The 24,529-nt window shown below is 41.9% G+C and carries 16 protein-coding genes; 15 read left to right on the plus strand and 1 reads right to left on the minus strand.

Annotated features, from left to right (window positions below):
* Positions 1–190 (minus strand): hypothetical protein (locus VNN20_14960; GenBank protein HWP93491.1); only part of this gene is annotated, 190 nt, incomplete at its 3' end.
* A gap of 347 nt (positions 191–537) precedes the next feature.
* On the opposite strand from VNN20_14960, the gene VNN20_14965 reads away from it, so the two are divergent.
* The 15 genes from VNN20_14965 to VNN20_15035 all read left to right on the plus strand — a co-directional run bounded on the left by VNN20_14965 (position 538) and on the right by VNN20_15035 (position 24,320).
* A complete protein-coding gene (locus tag VNN20_14965; protein ID HWP93492.1) occupies positions 538–1,503 on the plus strand; it encodes a glycosyltransferase family 2 protein in 966 nt (321 codons plus the stop codon).
* Positions 1,504–1,537: 34 nt separating this feature from the next.
* A complete protein-coding gene (locus VNN20_14970) occupies positions 1,538–2,824 on the plus strand; it encodes a glycosyltransferase (protein ID HWP93493.1) in 1,287 nt (428 codons plus the stop codon).
* A gap of 646 nt (positions 2,825–3,470) precedes the next feature.
* Entirely contained in the window at positions 3,471–4,667 is a 1,197-nt protein-coding gene (locus tag VNN20_14975; protein ID HWP93494.1) for a glycosyltransferase family 2 protein, read from the plus strand.
* A 368-nt stretch (positions 4,668–5,035) separates the two neighbouring features.
* Positions 5,036–5,383, plus strand: a complete 348-nt coding sequence (locus tag VNN20_14980; GenBank protein ID HWP93495.1) for an endonuclease domain-containing protein — start codon at positions 5,036–5,038, stop codon at positions 5,381–5,383.
* Between the two features lie 842 nt (positions 5,384–6,225).
* Entirely contained in the window at positions 6,226–7,725 is a 1,500-nt protein-coding gene (locus VNN20_14985; GenBank protein ID HWP93496.1) for an MOP flippase family protein, read from the plus strand.
* Positions 7,726–7,996: 271 nt separating this feature from the next.
* Positions 7,997–9,922, plus strand: coding sequence for a glycosyltransferase family 39 protein (locus tag VNN20_14990; protein HWP93497.1), 1,926 nt, complete (start codon positions 7,997–7,999; stop codon positions 9,920–9,922).
* Positions 9,923–10,839: 917 nt separating this feature from the next.
* Positions 10,840–12,861: a sulfatase-like hydrolase/transferase gene (locus VNN20_14995; protein ID HWP93498.1), complete on the plus strand. Its 2,022-nt coding sequence runs from the start codon at positions 10,840–10,842 to the stop codon at positions 12,859–12,861.
* Between the two features lie 83 nt (positions 12,862–12,944).
* Complete coding sequence (locus tag VNN20_15000; GenBank protein ID HWP93499.1) at positions 12,945–13,871, plus strand: glycosyltransferase; 927 nt, start codon at positions 12,945–12,947, stop codon at positions 13,869–13,871.
* Between the two features lie 22 nt (positions 13,872–13,893).
* Complete coding sequence (locus tag VNN20_15005) at positions 13,894–14,814, plus strand: glycosyltransferase (protein ID HWP93500.1); 921 nt, start codon at positions 13,894–13,896, stop codon at positions 14,812–14,814.
* Positions 14,815–15,227: 413 nt separating this feature from the next.
* Entirely contained in the window at positions 15,228–16,781 is a 1,554-nt protein-coding gene (locus VNN20_15010; protein HWP93501.1) for a right-handed parallel beta-helix repeat-containing protein, read from the plus strand.
* Positions 16,782–17,136: 355 nt separating this feature from the next.
* Positions 17,137–18,546, plus strand: a complete 1,410-nt coding sequence (locus VNN20_15015; protein HWP93502.1) for an O-antigen ligase family protein — start codon at positions 17,137–17,139, stop codon at positions 18,544–18,546.
* A gap of 538 nt (positions 18,547–19,084) precedes the next feature.
* Complete coding sequence (locus tag VNN20_15020) at positions 19,085–20,188, plus strand: glycosyltransferase family 4 protein (GenBank protein HWP93503.1); 1,104 nt, start codon at positions 19,085–19,087, stop codon at positions 20,186–20,188.
* Positions 20,189–20,485: 297 nt separating this feature from the next.
* Positions 20,486–21,682, plus strand: a complete 1,197-nt coding sequence (locus VNN20_15025) for an NAD-dependent epimerase/dehydratase family protein (protein ID HWP93504.1) — start codon at positions 20,486–20,488, stop codon at positions 21,680–21,682.
* Between the two features lie 265 nt (positions 21,683–21,947).
* A complete protein-coding gene (locus VNN20_15030; protein ID HWP93505.1) occupies positions 21,948–23,057 on the plus strand; it encodes a glycosyltransferase family 4 protein in 1,110 nt (369 codons plus the stop codon).
* Between the two features lie 126 nt (positions 23,058–23,183).
* A complete protein-coding gene (locus VNN20_15035; protein HWP93506.1) occupies positions 23,184–24,320 on the plus strand; it encodes a glycosyltransferase family 2 protein in 1,137 nt (378 codons plus the stop codon).
* Positions 24,321–24,529 lie beyond the last annotated feature (209 nt).

Below are 24,529 nucleotides of genomic sequence, written 5' to 3' on the forward strand. Positions count from 1 at the left end.
TTTTATGGAGAAGATCGAGGTCAATTACCCCAGCCGGTCTATCCAGATATTCGGGTGGCCGGTTCATTGGCTCGTGGTATTCTTCGTCTTGTCCATTGTCTTTGGATATGCGTTCAAAGGGTTCTTTAGGGTCGAGATTTAACTTGAGAATGCGCTTTAGGCTAAAGAATGTATTTCTTGAGGTGTTCATTCTTCCCCCGGTTAAACCGGGGGACCATGCTCAGAATGAACGGTTTTTTTATCTCTTAATTCTAGCGGATGCACATCCGCTCATCCTGAGTCTGATCGAAGGATGAATTGAAAACTTAAGGAGTTTCCCTTCCCCCTCGGTTTAGCCAGGGGTGGGCCTAGCTCAGGGCGAACGGGATAACCCAGTTTAATCATTCCGCTAGATTACTACTTTTTTCAGTTATAGAAATATAACAAAAGTCCAGTTGATTGCCGGGAGTGTCGGGATAACATTTGTAGTGATATAAGATATATAGTACGTTCTAAGGAGAACTTAAAGTATTAAACGATTTCCTAGCGGGCTCTAACATGCAAAGAACTAATCCTAGAACCAAAGCCGAGATTTCCATCGTGGTTCCTCTATACAATGAAGAAGATAATGTAGAGTTGCTTTATAACTCTATAAAGGACGTCGTTAAAGACCTGAACCGGGAAGCCGAAATTATTTTCGTAGACGATGGAAGCACCGACGGGACTTTCTCAGTATTATCGAGGCTTAAAAGGTTTGACGAGAGGTTGAAGATTATTCGCTTCAGCAAAAATTTCGGACAGACAGCGGCGATGTCCGCCGGGTTCAATTATGCAAGAGGGGAAGTGATAATTACGATGGATGGCGATTTGCAGAACGACCCCAAGGATATTCCATTACTTCTCCAGAAGATTGAGGAGGGATATGATGTGGTCAGCGGATGGAGGGTAAATAGGCAGGATAAAACACTCACCCGGAAAATACCCTCTATTATCGCTAATTGGTTAATTAGCCTTATAACCGGGGTCAAATTACATGACTCTGGATGTTCACTAAAAGCCTACCGGCCCGCCATAGTAAAAAACTTAAGGTTATACGGGGAAATGCATCGTTTCATCCCGGCTCTGGCCAGTTCGATGGGGGCTAGCATAGCTGAAGTTAAGGTCAACCATAACCCGAGAAGATACGGAGCCTCGAAGTATGGCATTTCCCGGACAATACGAGTAATGCTCGACCTCCTTACCGTTAAATTTTTGCTCTCATTCATAACGCGCCCGCTGCAGATATTCGGGCTTTGGGGAATCCTTTTTTCAGGAGTGGGTCTTCTGATTTGCCTATACCTTACGGTAGGCAGGCTCTTCTTAGGACAAGAATTAGCAGATCGGCCTTTACTGATGCTTGGGGTCATGTTGTTGGTTTTAGGCGTACAGTTTATAGGCTTTGGGCTGATCGGCGAGATGCAAACCAGGACTTATTACGAGGTTCAAAACAAACAGACCTACGTTATCAAGGATTTGATCGAGTAGCATTATCCCATTCTGAGCTTTAAATCTTGGAAACATGTCTCCCGAATTAAACCGGTTAAAGGTGGTGTATCTTCTAGATTTATTTCCCGCTCTTTCTGAGACTTTCATTCTTAATGAGGTCATTGAGTTAACCAAGCAGGGTGTGGATGTTTCTGTTTTCGCTCTTTCTAAGCCCACTGAAGAAATTGTTCACCCGGAAGCTGAAGAACTGGCGAATAAAACCTATTATTTAGATGGCCTCAAAAAACTATCCAGATTCAGGAAGGTTTGTTTTTTCCTATATGTCCATATCTACTTTTTAGTCACTTCCCCGCTTAAATATTTAAAAGCCTGTAGCTTTGCCTATAGCATAGGCAGCTTTAAATACCTTCTCACCAGATTCAGGAACTCCATCTATTACGCTTACCAGCTGAGGGGTTCAGAAAAGAGTCATATGCACGTACATTTTGCATCTACGGCTTCTGAATACGCCATGTTAATTTCTATACTTTCAGGAATTCCCTATAGTTTCACAGTACATGCATATGATATCTTCCAAAGGTTCAGTTTAATGAGAGAGAAAATCAAAACAGCGAAGTTTGTAGTAGCCGTTTCCTTATATAATAAAAATTATATAAAGAAAAGATGTCCGGGAATTGACGAAAATAAAATACACGTCGTACATTGCGGTGTGGACCTGCAAAAACTGGCTAACCAAGGATCTGTTATTGCCGGCGGTGGTGACAGGCCGTTTGCAATACTGTCTGTCGGCAGGTTAATAGAAAAAAAGGGTCACATATATTTATTGGATGCCTGTAGGACAATAGTTAACAGGGGTATAAGTGACTTTATCTGTCAGATAGTGGGGGATGGACCGTTAGGAAAAGAGTTGGAGGGGCGGATACTTAAACTCGATTTATCGGATAAAGTGCATTTGACCGGTTCTCTCCCGAGTGAGAGGGTACTTCAACTTATTGGGGAGGCGGATCTTTTTATTCTCCCGTGCGTAGTAGCAAGGGATGGAGACATGGACGGCATACCGGTTTCTTTAATGGAAGCCATGGCGCTGGGGAAACCGGTTATATCTACGCATATCTCCGGAATTCCGGAATTGGTCAAAGATAGCGCCGGTATCCTGGTCCCGCCTGCGGATCCTGAAGCTCTTGCCGACGCCATCGAGGAAATCTACCAGATGGACCCCCAAAAAAGGAATGAGTTGGGTATGAAAGGGCGGGAGATTATAGAGAGCGAGTTTAACATAAAGAAAGAGGTGGAGAAACTAAAGACCCTCTTCATAAGTTATTCAAAACAAGATATCCAATCGCTGTCGACAAAGAATTGATAAGGCCTTGCTATATTGTCATTCTGAGCGAATTCTCATCCGCTCATTCCTTCGTGGGAATTTACAGAGTTTATCGAAGGGTCAATCGAATCTCCCCCCGCGAGGGGGAGGAGGATTCTTAAATTCCTTCCCCCTTGACGGGGGAAGGTCAGGATGGTGTTAGGACGGGGACCTGGGTTACAGAAATTTCTTCCTTTCCCTTGACGGGGCGTATTATTTGATGCGCAGTGTGCATCAAATGGAAATAAGCAGTCAGGATGGGGGTGAATGGAAATAGGCTCCTCCTCAAGGGGGAGGAGAATTCTTTGTTAAATTCTTTCACCTAGAGGTGGGAAGGCTGCCCTGAGTAGAGTTGTACGGTTCTTTCATTAATCATTTCAGCGGATGCTAATCCGCTCATGCTTGTCGAAGCATGCCAATCTTGTCATTCCGAGAGAAGCGAGGAATCTTGAGTTATTCCTAACCACTATCCACTAAACACTGCTTCACTAAGATTTTTCCCTTTCGACAAGCCTAGGGTCGAAATGATGGGAAGAACGGCCGTCATGACAGCAACGACATTTGCAATTGTCAGTCACGAAGTTATTATTCTACTAATTATATCCTGCTTCCGGGTTGTTCATTCTACCTGCCTATAAACCTTTGAATGGATCAATTATTGTTTTCTTTGATTATCCCTACCTATAACGAACGGCAAAACATCATCCCTTTGGTCCAGAGGGTTACATTAGTCCTAAGCAAAATCACAGATGATTTCGAAATAATAGTGGTCGACGACGACAGCCCCGATAAAACCTGGGAATTGGTTGAAGACCTGTCTAAAAAAAATCCCTATCTTCGGGTTATAAGGCGTTTTGAAGAAAAAGGGCTTGCCAAATCGGTCGTACAAGGATGGGAAGAGGCTAGGGGCGAGATATTGGGGGTCATGGATGGTGATTTACAGCATCCGCCGGAAGTACTACCTGCATTGATAAGCTCTATCCTGGATACGGATGCGGACATAGCCGTGGCCAGCCGAAATGTAACCGGAGGCGGGGTAAGCGATTGGAGCCTTGTCCGCAGGTTCATATCCTGGGGAGGGGCATGTATTGCCACCTTTATGCTTCCCGGGATACTAAAAATGGTCCGGGACCCTATGTCCGGTTATTTCCTCATTAAGCGCTCGGTAGTTCAATCCGTTAATCTAAAACCGGAAGGATATAAGATACTCTTAGAAGTTTTAGCCAAAGGAGAGTATCAAACCATAATCGAGGTTCCTTATACCTTTGAAGAACGGAAAGAAGGTGGGAGCAAGCTGGGCCCGGTTCAATATCTGCAGTTCTTCACACACATGTTCCGACTGGCGATGGAAACCGGTCAGGTCGGGCGGTTCTTGCGTTTTTGCACTGTCGGGCTTTCCGGCGTGTTTGTCAATGAAGGGGCGCTAAAGTTCTTTACCGAGGTCAGCCATCTATACTATGTTTACTCTTCGATACTGGCCGTAGAGATAGCCATAATCAGCAATTTCGTATTAAATGAGTTTTGGACATTCCGTGATCGGTCTAGACTGAGGCCGGGAATGGTCAGCCGCCTAGGTAGATTAGTCAGGTTTAACTTGATTTGTGGCGTTGGCGGTATCCTCAATGTAGTTACACTCTGGGCATTGACCGATTTGGCCGGCCTTTATTATCTATACAGTAATTTAATCGGGATTGGTATTTCCACAATCTGGAATTATGGCCTGAATAGTAACATTACCTGGGAGCCAAGGGTTACCCACAGGTTGGGAAAGATTAGCTATCGGGGTGAGGTTGAACTTAAGAAGTATGTACCCGAGCCTGGTATCGGTGAGACCGAGAAATAGTGGATAATGTTTTCGTCTCTTTAAGTGGCTCCTGGCGAGCCTTGAGGGGCAAATAGGTTTTTCATTAATCATTTTAGCGAATTCTCATCCGCTCATTCCTTCATAGAATTTACACAGTTTATGGAAGGGTCAATCGAATCTCCCCCGCAAGGGGGAGGAAAATTCTTAAATTCCTTCCCCCTTGACGGGGGAAGGTCAGGATGGTGTCAGGACGGGGACCTGGGTTACAGAAATTTCTTCCTTCCCCCTTGACGGGGTCAGGATGGGGGAATGGAAGATGAACACACCTTAGTCCTACCCCGCAAGGGGGAGGAGAATTCTTAAATTCCTTCCCCCTGGAGGGGGAAGGTTGGGATGGGGGTAATGAAATGAATAGAGACAGGGCGAGAGAGTTAAGGAAGAATCCAACCGATGCTGAAAGGAAATTGTGGAAACACCTTCGGCTTCGTCAGCTTGATGGACATAAATTTCGAAGACAACACCCTATAGGACCATACATTGTTGATTTTGCATGTTTGGAAAAGAGACTGATTGTGGAAGTGGATGGAGGACAGCATAGCGAACGGGTGGTTTACGATGAAGAGCGTAGTGAGTGGCTAGAGAGTCAAGGGTTTCGAATTCTCAGATTTTGGGATAATGAAGTTTTAACAAGTGTAGATGTGGTAAAAGAAGTTATAGCAGAGGCTTTAAATAGTGGGTCTAACCCCCACCTTTAATCCTCCCCCTCAGGGGGAGGAAATGTCAGGGTGTCAGGACGGGGACCTGGGTTACAGAAATTTCTTCCTTTCCCTCTTGATGGGGTCAGGATGGGGGAATGGAAAATGAACCCCTACCTTTATCCTCCCCCTCAGGTGGGAGGAAATTTAAATTCCTTCCCCATTGGAGGGAAGCCTGCCCAAACCCCCACCTTTATCCTCCCCCCTCAGGGGGAGGAAATGTCAGGGTGTCAGGACGGGGACCTGGGTTACAGAAAATTTCTTCCTTCCCCCTTGATGGGGCGTATTATTTGATGCGCAGTGTGCATCAAATGGAAATAAGCAGTCAGGATGGGGGTGAATGGAAATAGGCTCCTCCTCAAGGGGGAGTAGAATTGTTTGTTAAATTCTTTCACCTAGAGGCGGGAAGGCTTCTCTGAGGATGCCAATCTTGTCATTCCCACATGGTATCCACTTGAAATGTGTGGGTACAAGTCACCAGTTAGTCATTCTTGCGTAGCTTGTCCTCGACCATGATCGGGAAGCGGGAATCCAGTATTTATGGACCCTGCTCAGAATGAACGGTTTTTTATCTCTTAATTCTAGCGGATGCAAATCCGCTCATCCTGAGTCTGATCGAAGGATGAATTGAAAACTTAAGGAGTTTGCCCTTCCCCCTCGGTTTAGCCGGGGGTGGGCCTAGCTCAGGGCGAACGGTGTTATATTGAGTTTTAGCGAAGAAGCATATCCGCATACCCTAAGCGGTCGAAATACCCTGCTAATTCCCAAAATATATTCATACCCATTAAAATTCCCTCGTGATAACCTGTCGGGTATTATGATGGCTGATTAATGTCCATAAAATGAATCTGAGCCAAAAAATAAAAAGTGGGACTGCCTGGGTCTCTATAGCCCATTTCGGTTCTAATATTCTATCTCTAATCACCACGGTAATACTGGCCAGGTTACTGCTTCCCAAAGATTTTGGTATTGTGGCCATTGCCATGGTCGTATGGGAGCTCGTACGGCTGTTTGGGGACGTGGGAATAGCCGCTAAGCTGATATATCAGCAAGAAGACGTAGACAGATATGCCTCGGCGGCCTTTTGGCTGAATATCTTAGTTGCTTTGTGCTTAACCTTGCTCACGGTGCTCGTCTCTCCCCTTGCCGCCAGCTTCTATGATAATGACATGGTAAAACCGATCTTAATGCTGTTGGCCTTGGGATTTTTCTTGAATTCATTCGGCAGTATCCATTCAACATTGCTCACCAAGGAGCTAGACTTCAGGAAAAGGAGCCTGGTAGAGATTGGTGTAACTACGATATCAAAAGCAATAACCATAGCTATGGCATTTGCCGGATACGGGGTCTGGAGCCTGGTTATTCCCGAGGTTTTTTCCTCTCCCGTTCGGGTTCTGGGGTTCTGGATGGTGTGCCCCTGGCGGCCGAGCCTAAAGTTTGGCCTGCGTTACTGGAAAGAAATCTTTGGATACGGGAAATACATATTCGGCAGTAACTTACTGCGCTATTTGAATATCAATGGCGACTATATGGTAATCGGCAAGTTTTTAGGCGCAGGGGAGCTCGGTTTGTACACCTTCGCTTATAACCTGGCGGATTGGCCGGTAAAGAATATTGTGTGGATTGTGGGTAGGGTTGCCTTTCCTGCATTTTCAAAGCTGCAAAAGGATTTAGGCACGATGAAAGAAGTATTCTTAAAGATGACCAGGCTATTATCACTCGTAACCTTTCCTTTATTCATCGGGCTCTTAGCTGTAGCAAATGAATTAATCCCGGTCGTATTCGGCGAGAAATGGAACAGGTCTATAATTCCCCTACAGATAATAATAGGGTTTACTATGATACGCTCTTTTGTTTCACCATGCGGGCAGATTATTCTGGCACTGGGTAGACCGGATATCGATTTTAAGTTTAATGCGGTTCAGGTGCCTTTACTTTTAATTGCGGTATTAATCGGTGTTTCCTACGGGATTATTGGTGTGGCGATCGGTATGTCTTTAGTAGTCGGTCTCATGGGAATCGTATTCCTGAGACTTTCTATAGGTTTAATCAATTTAGACCTAATTAGTATATTAAAGGTACTTTTTCCAGCCTTAACCTCCTCCTTATTAATGCTTTTTTCGGTACTGGCTCTAAGATATGTTCTAATCGATTTCGGATACAAGAGTTACCAGGTTTTGTTAGCCTGTGTTCCATTTGGCGGTGTTATGTATTTTTTAGCCCTGCTCACTTTTTTTAGAGGGAGCTTTCAAATGCTTTGGGGTATGTTTATGGATGTCCTGGGGAATCGTATTGCCGGTATTAGAAAAAAGGGTGTGTCCTATTACTCTTCAGCCCCTTGATGGTTTGCCCCTTTATTTGCTGGGGATTAATTATTCTCAAATCTTATTAATTAATATAGTGAAATCAAACTTGTCCAAAATAAGGGATCGATTATCAGAGTTCACGTGATGGTAATCAGAGGGCCCGGCATACAAAGGGGGGTTGGACGGCGCTACATAGCAAATGTAAAAGAAGGGGACTGATATAAAAGGTATTTTTATCTATCTAAAGGCTTTGTTTTACGCGTGTGAACTGTTGGTTTCTAGTTACATTGGACAGCGGTGAAGCAAAATGATTAGTCAAAAAGTCAGGGAAAATCACTATATTTGGCTCCTTGGAATACTATTTGTGGGATTTGTAATCCGCTTATGGCTTTTGGATACCCGATGGATTAACCCAGACGAAGGGGCCCACCTTTTGGATGGTGTGCTGGTTCTGGATGGTCTTGTTCCCAAGGTCGATTTCGGCTCCCGTCAACCCTTTTATGTATATGTTATAGCTATCATTTTAAAGCTATTTGGTATCAGCTATATAAGCGTAAGGCTGTTTCTTCCACTCGTTTCGACGATGGGTGTTTGTGTACTGGTTTTCTTCATTTCAAGAAAGCTCTTTGATCAAAGAGTTGCTTTACTGGCGACGGCTATATACACGTTTTTGCCCCTGTCGATCATCGAATCCACCATTGTTAAGACTGAACCTCTCACCGTGTTGTTAAGTTGTACTGCCGTGTATTTCGTGATCCTCGGTGTGAAAAGCGAGAGAAGAACCGGTTTATTCCTACTTTTGTCAGGGGTCTTTCTTTCGCTTGCCTATTACGTAAGGGAATCTTCTTTAGCGATTCTTTTGGCCGTCCTCCTTTTCTTTATAGTTGCCTATTGGGATAAGATTCAAAAGCTATTCATAAGTTATGGGATTTTTTTATGCGGTTACCTTTTAGGATTTCTTTTAGTTTTTGCCTACTATAGCCGGTACATGCCCGTTAGCCAAATCCTGCTTGGCCCAATTAACCCACTGAATTTCTTTTTGAATAACCTTATCGGAATCCTCGGTCTCGCAGGAACAAGCGCGGTTGGTGCAGATATTGATAGTTTAGAATTAGTCAGGCAGCCTTGGAGTCAGACAATCGGTTATTTGTATTTTACTCTCATCACAAACTCCTTCTTATTTGTGGGATTGATTTCTTCAGTGTTCATAGTGGCTTACGTGTTATTAAGCAAAGGGGGTAGCGAATGTCTTAAGAAAGCAGTTCTTCCACTCTCGCTTTTATATTCCTGGGTATTTAGTTTGGGAGTTGCTTACTCTTATTGGACTCTCAAGCGCGGTTTTTATATCCAGTACTTTGAAGAGTTTCTCCCTCCATTGTCTATTTTATTGGCGTTCGCAATCCTATACTCCTTATCCAAGTTAGATTTAGAGAAGAATTCGGGAAGAAACATAGCTATTGTAGCTGTCTCCCTCCCCCTAGTTTTTTTCCTCAATAGAAAGCTGCCCTATTTCCGTATAGAAAATATTCTATATTTTTTAATCCCTACTTTATTACTGTCTTTCTTTTATTTCTCCAAAGAGCTTGTGTTAAGACGCTGGTTTTATGCGTTTATATCCATTGCTATTGTTTCAGCAATTTTCCTTAAGCTGGCTTCTTATGCTCCTTATGGGGTTAAGGTTTTGTTGTATTTAATTTTGATTGCCATGGTGTATTTGTTGGTATTCAAGGTTTCGGGTCTAAGACTGAAAAGAGATTTCAAAAAAGGACTGGGGTTTATTACTTCTTCTATTCTCATCTCGTCTTTTGTCCTATCTTTTGCCCAATCTGGGCGCAGTATGGGGGTTGATTTTGATTGCGTTTGGTCCCCGGAAACGGTAAGGGAGGCTTCAGATTACATAAAGGAGAATTCTGAGGAAAAAGACGAAATCATATCCGGGGCAGCTATTTGGGAGTTTGTGTCTAACCGGAAGCCCTTCATGAATCAGACCCATCCCCTGGTTTACTTATATGGAATACCGGAGGGGGAACTAAAGGATTTGGAGTGGAAACTCTCCGAAGACCCACCAAAGTTCATTATTCTGGATGGATATACGGAAAGGACTTACTTAAAGCAGGTCAGCAAACTTAAGGTGGTCATGGATGAGAAATACGAATTGAAGAAGGTTATCGACGGCTCTCGGTATCCGGTGAAGATATATGAGCTGGATGAACACAACACCGGTGGACAATAACATACCTTTGAAATTGAAATCATATTGTTATTCATGCCAAGATTTCTCACTAGCTCTCTCACGTTCGTTCGGGACAAGGTTCGAAATGACACCCTTCGATTCCCCTTTTGCGAGCCTGTTCTGACCGGAGTCAAAGGTTCGAAGGATGCCGGTGCTGTTATTTACACATGTTACCCGCTTGAAACGTGTGGGTACAAGTTTACGTGGGAATCCGCCGAATCTATCATTCCGACACAGCTTATCCCCGACCGGGAATCTGTGATTCCCACATGATTTAAGTGGGAATCCAGCTTTTCAAAATATAGATTCCCGATTAAGCCTGTCCTGAGTCGAAGGGTTTCTCCCCCCTTGTGGGGATTTAAGGTGGGGCAACTTACTAATCACTATCGCGCGCTCCAGGGTTATTTATTGACCTAAAGTTTTACATATCTCCTGTATTTAATACTTTTTTTAGTCCATAATCTAACAAAAGTCTGATTGAATCAATCGCCCGGTGACTGTTAACTATTGGATGACTGTAAGCGAGACGGCGGAGCACTAGAATTGACAAAGTGTTCTTTCTCTAGTTTGCAAAAAGACTCCCCTGGTCATTATTTTGTCTCAAATTACCGTGAGGAATCTTTAGTAGATAAGATGTTTCCCTTTGCAATGTCGAGAGAGAGAAAGCCGAAGCATTTTTGAAGGCGCTTGAGATGACTGGACAGGCGGTCTAAATGTTTTACCGGCCCATTATCATAATATTATTTGGTACCATGGTATCCGAAAATTTCCCCTCCCTCGATGGGAGGGGATGAAGGGGAGGGTGAATCACCCCCACTCCTTCGGCTTCGCTCAGGACAGGCTTAATCCTCCCCCATCGAGTGGGAGGATGGATAGGTGGCCACAGTGAATTCTCAAGTTAAATAAAGGAATTGTTCATGAAAATTAGAGAATACTCCGAGAAGTTGGGACTGCTTACTCCCTTAGCTGTGATCTCCTTAACCTTAATGGACTTCAGTGGTACTGCCTTTGCTGTCTCAGGAAATGAACTTGAATATGAGGCTAAATATTTAATCTCTTCTATATTAACCGACCGTATGCAGGTCTTACTGCTGATCCTGACCGGCATAGCGTCCATTTTAGCTTTTTTACCGGCTATAAAGGGCTCAAAAGGTTACCTGGCTAATCTTAAAACGGCCGCCATTTTGGCCATCTTCGTTAGTTTCGTATTGGGTATCCTGAAGAGCGTCACATTTGTTATATCTAACAAATATGTACAGTATGAGATGTACTATTTAATTTTCCATTCGGCTTCGTCAATCCTGACCACCTACCTATTGATTGCCCTTTCCGCATTAATAGCTATTTCCCTTGCACTCATCACGGTCAACGGCTTTCTTGGTCTTTTCGGGGCTGGCAAAAGGGTTAAGGGCATTATCGGAGCAGGCCTGGTTCCCGCCCTGTTAATGTTTGTAATAGGGGGATACTGGCTGAATAAAACATATTTTCCTGCATTTTCGGGGTTGAAGAGCATCATAGGAAATGTTATATGGGCTCTTCTTTGTTTTTTGACTGGCTTTCTTTTAGGGTGGGCAGTAATCAAGATGTCAAAATTGAGCCTATATCTTTCCAAACTCGACAGTTTTAGGAGCCCGGCCGGAATATTGATCCTGATAATCCTGCTTAATTTAATTACCTTTTTTTATCAGCCGTCGACGAAGTCCGGTCACCCCAACATAATTCTGATCTCCATAGATACGCTGAGGGCGGACCACCTTGGTTCTTATGGATACGGCCGCGATACCACTCCAAACATCGACCGTTTTGCCAAAGACGCTGTACTATTCACAAACACAATCGCCCAGTCGTCCTGGACCTTGCCATCACATATGTCTATGCTTACCGGCCTATATCCGTCCGGCCATGGGGTTATGAGGCCCAGCAGTAAGCTTAGCGATGGGCATTTGACCATAGCGGAAATTTTACAAAACGCCGGATACGAAACCGTAGCTTTTACGGACGGAGCTTATCTCAGCCATCGATTCGGCTATCAAGGCTTTGACCACTTTGATGATATAGGTTATGGCATCGAAGCTATCTACGCTAAGGCGGTAAATTGGCTTAAAAAAGGCCATTCAAGGCCGTTCTTTCTTTTCTTACACACCTACCAGGTCCATGCCCCCTACGATCCTCCGCCTGCTTATGATATATATAGCGACAAGAACTACGGTGGAATCGTGGAAGTATCCGGCAATAGCAACGACTATTACAAAGAAATTAAACCGTTAATGACGCTTGAGGATTATCATTACGTAATTGATAAATATGATGGAGAGATATATTATACGGATTATTACCTGGGAAAACTTTTTAATAAGCTTAAAGAGTTAAATCTATACGACGATAGCATTATAATTCTTACCTCCGACCACGGTGAAAACTTTTTAGACCATCCTGCTTACCATATCGACCATAAGGAACTGTACGACGAAATAGTTAAGGTTCCTTTAATTATTAAGGCGCCCATGTTTCCAACCAATCAGATTATAACTACTCAAGTTGAAAGCATAGACATTATGCCTACCGTGCTCGAGAAACTCGGTATTTCACTTCCTAATTGGATTGATGGAAAGAGCGTAGTAGAGCTGGTACAAAAAGGGACTTATGGCAAGACTCATGCGTTCAGCGAAAGGAATTATCGTTATAAGATGATTAGGAGCAACGATTGGAAGCTGATTCATAGGTCGGATACCGAGCTTGAGCTGTTTGACCTAAAGAACGACCCCGGTGAGCAAGAGAATCTTATAGCGGAGAAATCGAGTATTGCCAAACCTCTTTATGAGAACCTAGGTTTCTGGATGGATATTCAAAAAGAAAAATCGAAGCTGTTTACCGCTGATAAAATCGAGCTTGACGGCGAATTGACTCAAAAGCTTAAGGCCCTTGGCTATGTGAATTAAGTCTCAATAATTAGTAAGATGAGTTTAGGGATCCAACCTTGTTGCGATCTATAGATTATGATTAAACTTATCAAAGTAAATAAATGGCCAAAGTCAGTGTAATAATTCCCACTCATAATCGCGCTGAGTATCTACGGCTTGCGATTGCGAGCGTACTGAATCAATCATACCGGGGTCTTGAGATTGTTATAGTTGACGATGCTTCTGCGGACAACACCTTTGAGGTCGTGACCAGTTTTGACGATGAAAGGATAAAATACCTGCGTCATGCATTGTGTAAGGGGGGCTCTGCGGCCCGGAATACCGGTATAATGAATTCAAGCTCCAAATATGTTGCGTTCTTAGACGATGATGACGAGTGGTTGCCAGATAAACTGAGAAAACAACTAGATTTGTTGGAAAAGGCTTCGTCAAAGATAGGTGCCGTATATACCGGTCACATGGTCGTAGATTACAATAGTAGAAATGTGATAAGGATTTGGAGTCCCAAAAAAAGAGGAAATATCTATGAAGCTATGTTTGAAGCAAACTGGGTTAGTACCACATCCTCCGTTCTTCTGAGAAGGGAGTGCTTTGAAAGGGTAGGACTATTTGATGAAAACCTCCCCAGCTTTCAGGATTATGATATGTGGATTCGAATTTCAAAGGAATTTAATTTTGAGTATATTAACGAAACATTAGTTAAATACCGCATTCATGGGGATAAAATTTGGACTAACCTTGAAGCATTGGACAGAGGCATTGAATTGATGCTTAAAAAGTATGGCGAGTCTCCTGCATTCAGGAAAAACTATAGTAATTACTATCTGGGTCTTGGAGTAGGCCACTGCAATAAAGGAAATATTGAAAAAGGCAGGGAGGCTTTTATATCAGCTATCAGGCTTTATCCGTTTGATATACGTCATTACTTTAATTTATTTCTCTCATTTTTGGGAGCGGATAACTTTAGGCGGTTAAAGGAGATTAAGAAGTTTAAGCACCAAGCTGATATCAAGAAAATCTCGATATGAAAAGATTAAAGGTAGACAATTGATGCCAAAAGTAAGCGTAGTAATTCCTACATATAATCGCGCTGAACTTCTAGGTTCAGCTATTAACAGTGTCCTGAGCCAGACATTTCAGGATTTTGAAATAGTGGTGGTGGACGATGCCTCTAGGGATAATACAGCGGAGGTAATAAGAGGTTTCAATGATAAAAGGATTAAACATGTTCGACATGAGACTAATAAAGGAGAAGCAGGGGCCAGAAATACAGGGGTGATAAACTCGGATGGGAGTTATGTAGCATTCCTGGACGACGATGATGAGTGGTTACCGGAGAAACTGGAGAGACAGATCGAAATTTTTGAGAGGGATTCTGATAGGATTGGTGGCGTATATACGGGTTTCTTGAAGGTGGATAGGGCTACAGGACAGGTGGTGAAGGAAGTTATTCCAACCAAGAGGGGAAATATATTCAATGAGCTACTCCAGTTTAACTGGATTAGAATTCCTTCAGTTCTCATGGTTAAAAAAGAATGTTTTGACAGGACGGGTTTGTTTGATGCGAGCATACCCTTTGGTCTCGATTATGATATGTGGATAAGAATTTCAAAAGAATTCCAATTTGAATATGTGGATAGGCCTCTGGTAAAGTACTACAGTCATGCCGACAGCAGGCTGTCCACTAACTACAAACTGGTGATTAGCGGCAAAGAAGCAATGCTCAAGAAATACAGCGACGTATTTGAATCGAATAAAAAGGACCACAGTTACCGTTACCTTCAACTGGGGGTGTTATATTGTTATAGTGGAAATGCCAGAAAGGGTAGGGAGGCATTTCTCCGGGCGATCATGGCTTATCCGTTCGAGGTAAGACATTATTTTAATTTTTGTCTTTCTCTTTTAGGTGCAAGTGTTTTCAAGAAAATGAAGGTGATTAAGGAGAACGCACTTAGGTATGGCGATGTTTAATTTTGACGACTTCGGAAATTGCTTAAGTGAGCAGTGAGGATGATACTAACTTAAGACTTAGGTATTATCCAGCTATATAGTGTTGGTATTGAGCTAAAAACTAGTTATATAACTTACTGCTTAGGTTTTTTTCTAGATGAGAAACCAGGAGCCAACCTCTGAACAGAGCAAAGGAACATGGGGAAAATATATCTTGGATATTTGTACGGATTATGACAACCAGTGTCGAAAACAATGAAATAATAGGTGGACCTCAACTCAAGAGCAGAAAACATTTTTCAATGATATATTCGACTTAGATATTATATTGCCTTAAGCCTTTAGTATTAGACAACAATTTAAATAAAACTATTGACATATACCACCTCCTACGGTATAAGTAAAAACCCAAATTTCAGTTAGGAGGTGGTTGGATGAGCAAGCATAGGATCCGTCTATGTTGGCAAGAATTCTACAATCGCAGTTGCTGTAAAGAAGGAATAAAGTTAATCAAGAACGTTTTCTTGATTAATTGTTTAGTTCTTACATTCTCTTATGCTGTTACTTCAGTTGCACAAAGCACCGATTATTATGTATCACCAAACGGCAAAGACGGCAGTTCGGGTACATCTGCATCATCGGCCTGGAAAACCTTTAAATACGCCGTCCCGAAGCTTAAACCCGGAGACACGTTGATTTTGCTGGACGGTACTTATAGTGAACATTTGTCCATAGACTGCACCAAAAATGCCTTTAACGGCACGAAAGATAAACGGATTAGCATTATAGCGCAGAATGAGAGAAAGGCCTTTCTGAAGGGCGACGGAGGCGACCCCCCATTCAGCTTACGAAATTGCTCCTACTGGATCATAGAAGGAATAAGAGCGGAAAGTAAAGATAACGCAGACACTACCGCTTATGGAATGAAGGGACACGTTTTCCATATAATGAATTCCTCCGACATTACGCTGGGACGATTACTGGGCGCCTTTCCCAACCGATATACCAACACCCATGTTTTTAATATAGCAAATTCTGCTAAGATATTAATCGAAGAATCCGAGGCCTACTACTTCCACAGGCATGGATTTAGCATCAGCAATTCTTCTTACGTAACTCTCAGGAGAAATTATGCAAATTCGAGAGGTTATGCTGACCTTTCTGATGGATACCGCTCAATTAATACCAAAATGGGAGACGAGGGGTTTGTTTTCTATCTTTCTACCGACTCCGTGATGGAAAACAATATAAGCGAAAATAACCTGGCCATAATCGATATTGGACAGAGGAATACAATAATGGGAAATATTTCTTTGAGTAATGTCCAGGGTTTTTCTCTTAGTCACCATCCCAAATGGGATTCTGAATTTAGGGATAATACCTCCATCAACAACGTCGCCTACAATAACACCAGTAATGGATTTTTTATACGTACCCCAATGAACGTGGTTGCCGAAAATAACACGTCGATTAAAAATAAAGATTCCGGGTTTAAAATGGACAATGAAATGAGTAGGCCCAGTCGGAATGTATCCTGGACCATATATCCGTCTCTTGCAGTAAGAAACTCTTTAGCCGTGAATAATTCTAAGAATGGATTCAGAACAGATGACGTCAATGAGTTTAGTTCCCTGGCTCTTCAGTATTTACGTGCCTTTGCCAACTATAGGGATTACAGCACTCCAGGCGTTTCTCTCAGCAGCTCTTCCTCATCCGACCCCAAGATTGGAAATTGTATCGTCTATATTCCTTCTGGGAGTCCGCTAAAAAAAGCGGGCAAAGACGGCAAAGACATAGGAGCTAATATTATTTATAGATATGAGAACGGCGAATTAACCGACAATAAGCTATGGAATCAAAGTACAGGACAATTTCCTTGCGGAGCTACTGTACCCGGCATAAATGACGGCTCTGACTTTCCCGACTCAGCCTGTGTTAACGTGCACAAAAGGCTTAACGTTGGTGTGAATGGTTGTTCCATTCCTTGATGAACCCATAAACTGTTTGTTTGATCGATAATACCCTGACATCATCCTCAATCCTCCCCCGTTATGGGGGAGGATTGAGCCGTGTGAATGACGCGTGGGAATAAACTCCTGTGAATATTTTGTCACCAAGCATTGTTCCGAACTAACATGAGGGAGGTTAACTTTGTCATTCCGTCCCCGAACCAATATGAGGGAGCTTATGAGGAATCTAATGCAATGTGTCATTCCGAGTGAATACGAGGAATCTTAAACCATAATGTAGGAACATTCCCTAAACCCAGACATCTAAACCTTAATTCACTATTGATTTACCCGTTTTGATTCAAAAAACCCATAGAGTTATAATTTAGGAGAAATGCTGACTAACACTAACTATGCAACATACCGAAAAATCGGACCTGTTGTGGGCGGCCTTTTTATATTGTTATTCACAGCTTACATGCTGGGGTGGATGACCACTGATGATAAATTGGGCCTCATGGCAATACCCTTGGTGGTTGGTCTTTGTGGTGTCTTTATCCTTCTGAAGTATCCGAATGTCGGATTCGCTTTAATGTTTTTCTTGATTCCTCTAGGACCTATCACTCGCATAGGTGGGCCTCGCTCGATTGAGTTTTTTCTGGGGGTTTTGCTTATGGGAGTATTCGTCAGTAGGATTCTCCTACTACACGAGAAAATCAAATTTGACCGCATTTCGTTGCTTGGATGCATATTTGCGGCTTGGGCAGTGCTTAGCTCTGTTTGGGCTGAAGATACCAAACAAGCTCTATTTCATGCTATCGTCAGGTTAAGTCAGATGATAGCCTTCTACGTTCTAATAATAAATTACTGCCGTAACGAACGTCGGCTCGATATTATTACCTTGAGCTTTATAGCAGGTGCAGTTCTTGCTGCGTTAATAACTTTGGTCAAGGGGGTTAAGGTTAGTGACACCGAAAGGACCTCATTTGCTAAGGGATTTGACCCTAATTATTTTTCTCTAATAATTAGCCTGTCCATGATATTAATGTTCTACTATTTTTACAAAACTAAGTATAAGCTCTTACAGATTATATTTATTTTATGTAGCTTAGTTATCACCTATGTAATTATAAAAGCCCAAAGCCGTGGGGTTTGGGTAGCTCTACCCATATCATTTCTTCTAACAGTTGCTATTCTTCACCGAAATTCAAAAATAGTAAAATATGTAACTCGTGTATCAGTAGTTTTGGTACTCGGAGTGGTTTCTGCGTATTATTCCGGGGTTATCAACGAATCTGTTGTGGAAAGGGTTAAAACCCTTACTTACCTTTTTTCTGATGATCCACAGGTTAGAGTAACTGGCCGTTTTGAAATTTTGGATGTGGGAAAGGAAATGATAAAAAATACTATGCCATTTGGTGTTGGCTATGCTAACTTTAAACTTGTTTGGAATCAATATAGACCACTTACTGATATTGAAGATCTTAGTTGGCAATCAAGGCGCGCAAAAGGAGCACACAATACATTCCTAGCTGTTTTAGCTGAATTGGGGATATTTGGGTTTATTATTTTTATAGCGATTTTTATTCATATCTTCAGGAATATAATGAGAATTGGTAATCCAACTACTCGCTTTATTTTTATTTGGCTAATTGCCTTCTTTATGATCGATAGTCTGACTTTAGTTACACACACCATGCCATGGTTTTGGTTTATGTTAGCATTGATTGTTCTAAGAGCAAAGTTTGAAAGGCAAACTAAACAGTTAGCTGATCGAATGAATTATTCTTCTATTCCTCGCTAAATTTTTAACTTGGGGATTTCCTGCAGATGCTACAGAATTATCTCTATTTGTGTTTGCGAGCAGATTTGCGGAGCCTGCGCTGAGGATATCGAACATGTTCAGTGTAAACTCCATCAAGCAATCAGACGCAAGCTGTCGTTCTGAATACCATGACCAAGTCAATAATACCCCCCTTCGTTCTGAGCTCAGTCGAAGGACGAACTCCTTACGTTCTAAATTCATACTTCGACAGGCTCAATATGAGCGGATTTACATCCGCTGGTAAAGAGAAATAAAAAATGCCCATTCATTCTGAAGTGAAGAATCTAAAGAGATAGGTCCCTCACATTACCTCCAGGATGACAATAAGGACTAGTTGCTTTGCTCTGGACTTTGCCGAAGGGCTCTTCGTCACAACAATTTTGATGTTATAAACGTACGGCCATAGCACCTGTTGCAGCTAGTTGATTGCGTAAATCCTTATACTAACCATAATAGAACAAAGTGAAATCCAACTTTACAGTTTTGGTCTTCAAACTAACCAACATATCTTCTTACTGTGAGAAACATTAAATTACACTGCTGTATCATCTCTACGGTACATCCTCCGTTTGATAACAGAATCTTCCACAAAGAGGCTAAGAGCTTAGTAAAAGCGGGCTATAGGGTAACGCTCATTGCTCAACATGATAGGCATGAAACTGTGAATGGCGTTGAGATTCTGCCCCTGCCAAAATCGCATAATAGGGCGGCTAGGATGCTTAAAGCATTTGTTGCTCTCAAATTATCCCTGGAACAGAGGGCGGATGTTTATCACTTCCATGACCCTGAGCTTATACCGTCAGGTCTTATTCTCAAGCTTTTGGGCAAGAGGGTTATTTACGATGTTCATGAAGACTATCCCAGGCAAGTATTCGTAAAATCCTGGATACCGGAGTATTTGCGTAAACCTGTATCCATGTTTGTAGATTTTTTTGAGAGAATTAGTTCAAGGCTATTTGATGGAATCATAGTGGCTAATGATTCTCATAAGGAGAGATTTCCGGAAGACAGGAGAATGGTAATAAGCAATTTCCCGTCTCTTGAATACTTTGATGAGCTGATGAAGCCAAGGGAATCTCCATCTGAGCAGCCCGTAGCTATCTATTCGGGATTATTATCCAGGAAAAGGGGGATAGGACAGGTTGTAGAAGCTTTTTCTCTTCTTGAGGGCGTTGAGCTATGGCTCGTTGGGGGGTTTGAGGAAAGATCTTTTAGAGAGGAAATAGAAAAGAAAGCTTCTTCTAACGTAAGGATCTTGGGGATTAAGCCTTTCGAAGAGGTGGTCACACTGCTCAGGAGGGCGACCATAGGGCTAAGCTGCTTTCTTCCTCAACCGCTTTATTTGAATTTAGTGCCGACAAAGATCTTTGAGTATATGGCCGCCGGGATTCCTCTTGTAGCATCTGATTTTCCAATTTATCGTGAGTATATAAACGGATGTGGTTTACTGATAAATCCTCAAGACCCGGAGGAAATCGCCGGGGCCGTCAAAAAACTTTTGGGTAATCCGGAACTGATGAGAAACATGGGAATAGAAGGACAAAGGAGGATTAAAGAAATATATAATTGGGAGCAGGAAGCCCAAAAACTCAAAGGCTTTTATCAAAAAATAATGGGTTAAAATGGAGCCTGCTGTAAAAACCTTAACTATCAAAGTGGTTTGCTAAAGAAGACTATCGTTGAATTAATAATGGTGACGGCTTGCAAGAATTCATGCTCAACTAGGTCTAAGGTTATATATATGCTTTAAACTTAATACCTTTATTATAGGAAAATATCACCAAAGTCTAATTGAATACGATCAACCCTGAATGTAATCATTTTACTTATAAATCCTAGGTATTTCAGAATCTTAGTTTATGGATTCAAATACTGAGAGAAAAGGTTGTCTTACTAAAGTTTTTAAGGAGGCGAGATAATGAGAATATTAATACTTGGAGGAGACGGTTATCTTGGATGGCCGACCGCAATGTATCTTTCCAAGAAAGGGCACAGTGTTGGAGTAGTGGATAATTTTGCAAAGCGCAGATGGGAGATGGAGCTCAATGTCGAACCTCTGATACCCATTCGCACTCTTCATGATCGTGTTGAAGCTTGGAGAGAGGTTACCGGCAAAACTATAGAAGTATATATTGGCGACCTAGTTAACTACCCCGTCGTGGAAGAGATTTTCAAACATTTCAAACCCGATGCGGTTGTTCACTATGGTGAACAACCCTCGGCTCCATACTCCATGATGGACCATAACCGCTCCGTTTTCACACAGGTAAACAATATCGCTGGCACGTTAAACGTGCTATGGGCGATGAGACAGAATGTGCCTGATTGCCATCTGGTAAAGCTTGGAACCATGGGTGAATACGGGACCCCTAATATTGATATTGAAGAAGGGTTCATCGAGATTACGCATAACGGAAGAAAAGATACACTCCCTTTCCCCAAGCAGCCGGGTTCTTTTTATCATCTCTCAAAGGTGCATGACAGCCATAACATTATGTTTGCATGCAAGGTTTGGAAGCTTCGTTCCACGGACCTTAACCAGGGAGTCGTCTATGGGATAGAGACTGATGAAACGAAGCTGGACGAACGTCTGTCCACCAGCTTCCATTATGATGAGACCTTCGGTACGGCCCTTAATCGTTTCTGCGTCCAGGCTGTATGTGGTATACCGCTAACCGTGTACGGTGAGGGTGGACAGAGTCGCGGCTTTCTAAATATAAGGGATACCTTGCAATGTGTGGAGTTAGCTCTCCTAAATCCTCCAAAAACGGGTGAGTACCGGGTATTCAACCAATTCACGGAGGTGTTTTCCGTTACACAATTGGCTGAACTGGTAAAGTCACAGGCAGAGAAGCACGGCTTTAAAGTAGGAATCAAGAATATGGCCAATCCTAGAATTGAGGCTGAGCAACATTATTACAATCCAAAGCATACAAAACTTATGGACTTGGGGTTAAAGCCTCATTATCTGTCGGATGTTCTAATCAATAGCATGCTTGGAATTATAAAGAACCACAGTCAAAGGATTAAAGAAGAAATTATCCTGCCCAAGATAACCTGGAACGGGGACGAAGAAGGCAAAGTATTGGATTTGCGCTGGGCAGCAAGCTATTGATTTATTAACTATGCATTTTTAGGATCCGAGGATGGCACATAGCAGTTAACCGGATCTTAACAAAATACCAAGCTTCCAAGTAATTATATTGATAGGATAAGGCACCCGGAAAATATTTCTTTTAATCTTCCAGGTTTCATGCGTCCGTATGATCTTATGACTTTGTTTATAACCTATGAGACTAGCGATATTTTACCCTATTCGTGTATTTTATAGCAAAGGGAAATATACGGGAGAATCATATCAGTTTCACCAATTTCTTACCTTGAGAAGGTACTTTGATAAGGTTGATATAGTTGTGGTGTTAAAGGAGGACTCAAATGTTAGTTTCCCAACGGAAATTGATTTAAGTGATTATAACGTTGAGAGTTTACCTTTTTTTCGAAATGGATATGAGATGTATATAACAAAATTGCCGGAAATATCATTGGCTCTCGTAAAATTGTTTCTGAAGTACAGACGTAAATGGGATGCGGTCCTAATTTTCGAGCCTTATTTTCCAAACCATATTGCTTATTTGTTGTGCAAGATATTTAGAAAGCCGATTGTATTATTTGTTGATGGTCGTCATGAACTTTTCTGGTGGGAGAAATACAAAAGAGAGAGATTGTGGAAGAAAATCCTAGGGTGGTTCATATGCAAGTATTATGAGTTCAGTATTAAATTCATGATCAAGCACGCTACTACTATTGTCGATAGCAAGGAAGTGTATGATATGTTCGGAAACGAAAATAAACCGCATATAACCATTAGTACAACTATATCTTCTAGCGATGTCAAAAACGGGGAGATAATAAATAGACCAAATAAAGATACGGTAACCGCCATTACAGCTTGTAGAATACATCCTCAGAAAGGATTAGAGTACTTAATAAGAGCGATTGGTAGAGTAAAAGATGCGGGCGTAAATATAAAGTTAAACATAATCGGTCCCACCAGGCATCCTAATTATCTTGAGCTACTTAAGACTAGTGTGAGAGATTTAGGAATATCCACAAATGTTAACTTTATCGATGCAATAGGTGATAGAAGAGAACTAATGAAATACTACGAAAGTGCGGATATATTTGTATTACCCTCCTTGTATGAGGGTTCTCCCAAGGTTATTCCTGAAGCTATGGCTTGTGGTTTACCTATAATTGCCTCTAGAGTTGGAAGTATCCCAGGCCTTCTTATAGAAGACGGTGTAGAAGGCATCCTGGTTAACCCAAAAGATGTGGATGGCCTAAGCGATGCACTCATTAAACTTTCTAATGATACCAATTTAAGACTGAGAATGGGACGGGCTGCGCTTAATAAAGCAAAAGGCTTTACACTAGAGGTTCAACTGGAGAAGTTCGCGGATATAATCAAGGAGACTGCTTCAGCGGTATAATAAAGCCAACTGGAAGTTTTAATCGGTTTACTATTAAAGCTCTGGTTTTTCTTTCAATTATCTAGAACAGCGGAGGAAGTGTAATTTAACTACTGATAAGATCTTAATTTTGATGAGATCGTTATAATGGCAATTATTTTATTTTGGTTTACTGCCTTTTTGTTAATCTATGCCTGGGGTGGTTATCTGCTGGTATTGCAGACTCTGGCGCTATGTAGAAAAAGGCCGGTTAATAAGAAGGATTATTACCCAAGAGTTACTATAATATTGACGGTTTTTAATGAAGAGAAGGTTATAAGGAAAAGATTAGAGAACCTACTTTCATTAGATTACCCAAGTGATAAGCTGGAAATCTTGGTAGCTTCAGACGGTTCTAAAGATAAGACAAATGAGATTGTCAAACAATACGCAGACAGAGGAGTCATACTTTCGGTGCATGAGGGCAAAGGTAAGAGCATTACCCAGAATGCGGCAGTTAAACAGGCTAAGGGCGAGATAATAGTATTCACAGACGCTGGCACCTTATTTGACCCAGCTTTTCTCAAAAATATAGTCAGAAATTTTAATGACCCAAAAGTAGGATGCGTGACATCGGAAATATGCTTGCTTTCCGAAGGGGAAAATATATCCGAAGGGCAATCCATATATTGGCGTTACGAAAATGCTGTTCGCAGGTATGAAAGCGAAATCGGAGTACTGGCTAAAGCTAGCGGCAACAGCTTGGCAATAAGAAAAAGACTTTTTGTTCCTCTGGATGGTAAGTACGGAGAAGATTGTATTGTTCCCCTAGACACTGTCCTTCAAGGTTACCGGGTTGTCTTCGAGCCATCGGCTATGGTATATGATGATTTTCCCTCTTCGATTGGAGGAGAATTTAGAACCAGGATCAGAATGACTTTACGGAACCTGACCGGGATACTCAGCAGAAAACAGCTTTTAAATCCCCTAAAGTTTCCGCTGGTAGCTTTTTCTCTCATATCACATAAGATTTTGAGATGGTTTTCTTTTTTCCTTATGGTTACTGCTTTTATATCGAACCTATTTCTCTTGGATAAGCTATTTTATCAATTCACTTTTTGCTTACAGGTTGCATTCTATTCATTGGCCTTAGTTGGGTTTGCGTGTGAGAAAGGAAGGATTAAAACACTTCCGCTTCTATCTGCTCCATTCAGCTTCTGCTTGGGGATTTTAGGTATGGCTATAGGGGTCTTAAAGGCATTCGCCGGAAAGGAGATTGTAAAGTACAAGGTGCCTATTACTTAACAACACCGTATTGACCTATAAGCATCAAAAGATCCACTTATTATTGTGTATTTTATCCTCTCTTATGAGGTTTGGAATATCCTGCCAAAGTTAGTTCAAAATATAGGACTAAGGTTTTATCTGCGTTCTAGATTTAAATTTTTTGTCAACTAACAACACAACTAAAGTCCGATTGATTAATTTCTATAGAAATGGATTATTTACGCTAA

The sequence above is a fragment of the Thermodesulfobacteriota bacterium genome (assembly GCA_035559815.1).
GTDB lineage: Bacteria > Desulfobacterota_D > UBA1144 > Nemesobacterales > CSP1-2 > DATMAT01.